This window comes from Lonsdalea britannica (assembly GCF_946477055.1).
GTDB lineage: Bacteria > Pseudomonadota > Gammaproteobacteria > Enterobacterales > Enterobacteriaceae > Lonsdalea > Lonsdalea britannica_A.
Genome location: NZ_CAMKXG010000290.1, coordinates 1 through 3,807 on the forward strand (window position 1 = coordinate 1; position 3,807 = coordinate 3,807).

General features: G+C 53.7%; 6 protein-coding genes. 5 read left to right on the forward strand and 1 reads right to left on the reverse strand.

What is annotated here, in order from left to right; genetic code table 11:
* The first annotated feature begins 238 nt into the window (after positions 1-238).
* From rplM to Q7O77_RS15380, 5 genes are all read left to right on the forward strand, one after another.
* Positions 239-667, forward strand: coding sequence for a 50S ribosomal protein L13 (gene rplM, locus Q7O77_RS15360; RefSeq protein ID WP_026740709.1), 429 nt, complete (start codon positions 239-241; stop codon positions 665-667).
* Positions 668-682: 15 nt separating this feature from the next.
* A complete protein-coding gene (gene rpsI, locus Q7O77_RS15365) occupies positions 683-1,075 on the forward strand; it encodes a 30S ribosomal protein S9 (RefSeq protein WP_026740710.1) in 393 nt (130 codons plus the stop codon).
* Between the two features lie 327 nt (positions 1,076-1,402).
* Entirely contained in the window at positions 1,403-2,044 is a 642-nt protein-coding gene (gene sspA, locus Q7O77_RS15370) for a stringent starvation protein SspA (RefSeq protein ID WP_085651047.1), read from the forward strand.
* Between the two features lie 5 nt (positions 2,045-2,049).
* Complete coding sequence (gene sspB, locus Q7O77_RS15375; RefSeq protein ID WP_085651046.1) at positions 2,050-2,550, forward strand: ClpXP protease specificity-enhancing factor; 501 nt, start codon at positions 2,050-2,052, stop codon at positions 2,548-2,550.
* Positions 2,551-2,719: 169 nt separating this feature from the next.
* The gene (locus Q7O77_RS15380; protein WP_304169342.1) at positions 2,720-3,127 is read left to right on the forward strand and encodes a GFA family protein; all 408 of its coding nucleotides are present in this window, start codon (positions 2,720-2,722) and stop codon (positions 3,125-3,127) included.
* A 61-nt stretch (positions 3,128-3,188) separates the two neighbouring features.
* Here Q7O77_RS15380 and Q7O77_RS15385 read toward each other — a convergent pair.
* The coding region (locus Q7O77_RS15385; RefSeq protein ID WP_304169343.1) for an FAD-dependent oxidoreductase at positions 3,189-3,807 on the reverse strand (619 nt) is incomplete at its 5' end.

The following is a 3,807-nucleotide window of genomic DNA, read 5'->3' on the forward strand; positions in this document are numbered from 1 at the left end:
GGCGCTGCTGCCTTTTCTATCAATGTGGTAGAAAAAAGGTCGATTTTTGATGGCGGCTTCTCTATAATCCTGCGACCCCACGTTACAACAAAGTTTTTTTCCCGAAACTTTAATCGCGCTGGCAATAGCTATTCGAAGGGGTAGGTTTGCTGGACTAGATAGCCGTGTGAACCTCAACACTATTTATTGAAGCGTTTGTGTGTTCACCAACGTGTAACTTAAATTGGGTAAGCTTTTAATGAAAACTTTTACAGCTAAACCAGAAACCGTAAAACGCGACTGGTACGTTGTTGATGCGAGCGGTAAGACTTTGGGCCGTCTCGCTACTGAACTCGCTCGTCGTCTGCGCGGCAAGCATAAAGCGGAATACACTCCGCACGTTGATACTGGTGATTACATCATCGTCCTGAACGCTGAAAAAGTTGCTGTAACCGGCAACAAACGTTCTGACAAAGTGTACTACCACCACACCGGTCACATCGGTGGTATCAAACAGGCGACCTTTGAAGAGATGATTGCCCGCCGTCCTGAGCGTGTGATTGAAATCGCGGTTAAAGGCATGCTGCCGAAGGGCCCGCTGGGTCGTGCTATGTACCGTAAACTGAAAGTTTACGCGGGTAACGAGCACAATCACGCGGCACAGCAACCGCAAGTTCTGGACATTTAATCGGGATTATAGGCAATGGCTGAAAATCAATACTACGGCACTGGTCGCCGCAAAAGCTCCGCCGCTCGCGTGTTCATCAAACCGGGCAGTGGCAACATCGTTATTAACCAGCGCAGCCTGGATCAGTACTTCGGTCGCGAAACTGCCCGTATGGTAGTTCGTCAGCCGCTGGAACTGGTCGACATGGTTGGCAAACTGGATCTGTACATCACTGTTAAAGGTGGTGGTATCTCCGGTCAGGCTGGTGCTATCCGTCACGGTATCACCCGTGCACTGATGGAATATGATGAGTCTCTGCGTTCTGAGCTGCGTAAAGCTGGCTTCGTAACGCGTGATGCTCGTCAGGTTGAACGTAAGAAAGTCGGTCTGCGTAAAGCACGTCGTCGTCCTCAGTTCTCCAAACGTTAATTTCTGGCTGCTTTGCAGCGAAATCAACGTCAGAAACCCGGTGCTCGTCACCGGGTTTTTTTTGCCTGGTTTTCCAGTGCGTCTAAAAAATTCTCTTTAATTCCCTACGGTTAACGATGAATAGGCGCTTATATCCCCCCAAAACGCACAAAATCTGATACACTAATCGCCGGTTTTGTACCTGTTTGCCAGCTAGTAAGTTTTGATAAAACGACAGCTGTCGTCAGCGGTTTCTTACTCCAGTAAGAAGTTCAAACGCGGCAAGGCCTGCAGGATAATATTCGATCGGTTCTATGCCGTATTTTCTCGATAAACTTGGAGGTTTTCATGGCTGTCGCTGCCAACAAACGTTCGGTAATGACGCTGTTTTCCGGCCCGTCCGATATTTTTAGCCATCAGGTACGTATAGTGCTGGCGGAAAAAGGAGTGAGTGTCGAGATTGAACAGGTAGATGCGGATAATCTGCCGCAGGATCTCATTGACCTCAACCCGTACGGTTCCGTCCCGACGTTGGTGGATCGTGAACTGACGCTGTATGAATCCCGCATCATCATGGAATATCTGGATGAGCGTTTCCCGCATCCGCCATTGATGCCTGTTTACCCGGTCGCGCGCGGCAATAGCCGTCTGATGATGCACCGCATCGAGCAGGACTGGTATTCGTTGTTGAAAACCATCTCTACGGGTACGGCGTCACAGGCCGATGCAGCACGCAAACAGCTGCGCGAAGAGCTGCTGGCGATTGCCCCGGTATTCAATGAAACACCGTATTTCATGAGCGAAGAGTTCAGCCTGGTCGATTGCTACCTGGCGCCGTTGTTGTGGCGTTTGCCGCTGCTGGGCATCGAACTGAGCGGTTCGGGTTCCAAGGAACTGAAAGGCTACATGACGCGTGTCTTTGAACGCGATGCTTTCCTGGCTTCCCTGACCGAAGCCGAGCGTGAAATCCGGTTACAGACCCGAGGTTAAGCTACATGGCTCTGTCTCAGCTATCACCGCGCCGTCCGTACTTGTTACGGGCCTTTTATGACTGGTTGCTTGATAACCAGCTGACGCCGCATTTGGTGGTGGACGTTACGCTTCCCGGCGTGCAGGTGCCGATGGAGTTCGCCCGCGACGGACAGATAGTGCTCAATATTGCGCCGCTTGCCGTGGGCAATCTTGAATTGGCTGACGACCTCGTACGCTTTAACGCTCGCTTCGGCGGCGTTCCTCGTCAGGTTATGGTGCCGATGGCGGCCGTCATGGCGATCTACGCCCGTGAAAACGGCGCTGGCACCATGTTCGAGCCTGAGCCTGCCTATGAGGCGGGGGGGGACGCGGATGACGCGCTGGTGCAGGACGATGAGCCGCACAAGCCGTCGTTGCGCACGGTCGAAGATGTAGAAACTGTCCCCTCCGGTAATGAAACGCCGGATGACGAGCCCCCTTCGCCGCCTCGCGGCGGACGTCCTGCGCTGCGGGTCGTGAAGTAACTCAGAATAACAGGGCATCATTACGGTGCCCTTTTTTACGTCCCCGGTTCCTCCCGATGCTGCTTCCCTCGTTCCACCTCTACCGCCCCAACATTGTCTGTTCAAGCCAAATGAAGACATACTGACGTTCTGAAACCTCTGTTTGTTCTGCATCGAAAGGAGAAAGGAAATGGAAGGGCGTTGTTTATGTGGAGCGGTCACGCTGTCTACCGCGCGCGATATCCATGAGGTCTCCGTCTGCCACTGCGGTATGTGCCAGACCTGGAGCGGTGGGCCGTTAATGGCGATAGATTGCAAAGATAATCTTGTTATCAATGGTAAAGAGAGTGTTACCTACTACCGCTCTTCGGAGTGGGCAGAGCGCGCGTTTTGCCGTCAGTGCGGCTCGCACTTGTTTTACAAGCAGTTGACGCCAGTGACCTATTTCGTGCCGGTAGGATTGTTTGGCAGCGATGAAAAGACGCGTATGGTGTCGCAAATCTTTATCGATAAAAAGCCGAAATTTTACGCCTTTTCCCAGCAGACGCCGGAAATGACGGAGCAGGAAATGTTAGAAATGTATCAGTCGCAGAGTTAACCGTCGCCACTCGTCAAAAGGGCAGCCCGAAGGCTGCCCTTGATTTATAGAGGCTTGAAAATCAGACCTCGAGATAGTTGAGGATCCCGTCTGCGGCCTTACGGCCTTCAGCGATGGCGGTGACGACCAAATCCGATCCGCGTACCGCATCGCCGCCCGCGAAGATCTTCGGATTGCTGGTCTGGAAAGCGCTGTCGCGCTCTTCCGGAGCCAGGATCCGTCCTTGATCGTCCAGAGCCACATCGTGCTCGGCCAGCCAGTCCATTCGATGCGGGCGAAAACCGAATGCCATGATGACCGCATCGGCTTCCAGAATGTGCTCGGAGCCGGGTACGATCTCCGGTCGACGACGCCCATTGGCATCGGGTGCGCCCAGCTCGGTGCGCGCCATACGAACGCCGCAGACGTTGCCTGACTCGTTGATTTCGATGCTCAGCGGCTGCAGATTGAAACGAAACTCAACCCCTTCCTCACGCGCGTTTTTCACCTCACGGCGGGAACCCGGCATGTTCTCTTCGTCACGACGATAGGCGCAGGTCACGTGAGTGGCGCCCTGACGGATCGAGGTACGCACGCAGTCCATCGCCGTATCGCCTCCGCCCAGTACGACGACGCGTTTGCCTTCCATCGAGACATAGGCTTCCGGCGCGGCCGTTTCGAAGCCCATCAGCTGTTTGGTG

What these genes read in the sequence shown, in the direction of transcription:
- rplM (WP_026740709.1), top strand. Translation starts at nt 239, where the DNA reads ATGAAAACTTTTACAGCTAAACCAGAAACCGTAAAACGCGACTGGTAC.
- sspB (WP_085651046.1), top strand. Translation starts at nt 2,050, where the DNA reads ATGGCTCTGTCTCAGCTATCACCGCGCCGTCCGTACTTGTTACGGGCC.
- Q7O77_RS15380 (WP_304169342.1), top strand. Translation starts at nt 2,720, where the DNA reads ATGGAAGGGCGTTGTTTATGTGGAGCGGTCACGCTGTCTACCGCGCGC.
- rpsI (WP_026740710.1), top strand. Translation starts at nt 683, where the DNA reads ATGGCTGAAAATCAATACTACGGCACTGGTCGCCGCAAAAGCTCCGCC.
- sspA (WP_085651047.1), top strand. Translation starts at nt 1,403, where the DNA reads ATGGCTGTCGCTGCCAACAAACGTTCGGTAATGACGCTGTTTTCCGGC.